Below are 1154 nucleotides of genomic sequence, written 5' to 3'. Positions count from 1 at the left end.
AGCTGCGGGTCCGGATCCGGACCCTCGACGACGGCTCCCTCACCCTGGAGCTCGCCGACTCCACGGGCGGCCCCGTCGCCTCCGTCGCCTCCCTCGGCCTGCGGCCGATCTCCCCTGAACGGCTGGCGGCGGCACCCGCCGGCCCGGACGCGCTGTTCCACGTCCTATGGGTGCCCCCCGCCGCGACATCAGTTTCGGCAGCCGCCGCCCCCATGGTGTTCCGGTGCGCGCCCGGCACCGGCGACGTCCTCGCCGACGTCCGCACCTCAACGCGCGCCGTCCTCCAGGCCATCCAGACCCACCTGGCCGACGAGTCCTCCGGGCGGCTGGCCGTGGTCCACCACGGGGGCCTCGCCCACGCCGCCGTCCGCGGCCTGGTCCGCGCCGCCGAAGGCGAGAACCCCGGCCGCTTCCTGCTCCTGGAGACCGACCCCGGCACCGACCCCACCGAGGCGGTCCGGACCGCCCTCACCACCGGCGAACCCGAGGCCGCAGTCCACGCGGGCACAGTGACCGTCCCCCGACTGACCCCAGTGATCGTCCCCGAGCCCGGGACCCTTCTCGAGCAGGGGACCGTCCCGTGGGGTGAGGGCGGGACTGTGCTGATCACGGGGGGTACCGGGGCGCTCGGCGCGTTGCTGGCTCGGCATTTGGTGGGGGTTCACGGGGTGCGGGATCTGGTCCTGATCGGTCGCCGTGGGATTGACGCGCCTGGGGCGGCCGGGCTCGCTGCCGAGCTGCGTGCGCTTGGGGCCCGGGTCTCGGTTCTGGTCTGTGACGTCGCTGATCGTGATGCGCTTGCCGGGGTGCTCGCGTCGATTCCGGGGGAGCGGCCGCTCCGCGTGGTGATCCATGCGGCGGGGGTGCTGGACGACGGGGTGGTCGGCGCGCTGACGCCGGACCGGCTCGACACCGTCCTACGGCCTAAGGCCGACGCCGCCTGGCATCTGCACGAGCTGACCAGGGAGCTGGATCTGGCGGCGTTCGTGCTGTTCTCGTCGGTCGCGGGCGTGGTGAACGCGCCAGGGCAGGCGAACTACGCGGCGGCCAACGCGTGGCTGGACGAGCTGGCGCGGCACCGTCGCGGCCTGGGACTGCCCGCCCAGGCGCTGGCCTGGGGCCCGTGGGCCGACGGCATGGCGGGCACCCTGTCG

Annotated in this window: 1 protein-coding gene; it reads left to right on the top strand. The window is 74.7% G+C overall.

The window, feature by feature from the left end:
- Positions 1 to 1154: beta-ketoacyl reductase (locus ACYVE7_RS34375; RefSeq protein WP_460370795.1), on the top strand; the 1154-nt coding region annotated here is incomplete at both ends.

Source organism: Actinocorallia lasiicapitis, assembly GCF_054778695.1.
This window is presented reverse-complemented; position numbering and strand designations above follow the sequence as displayed.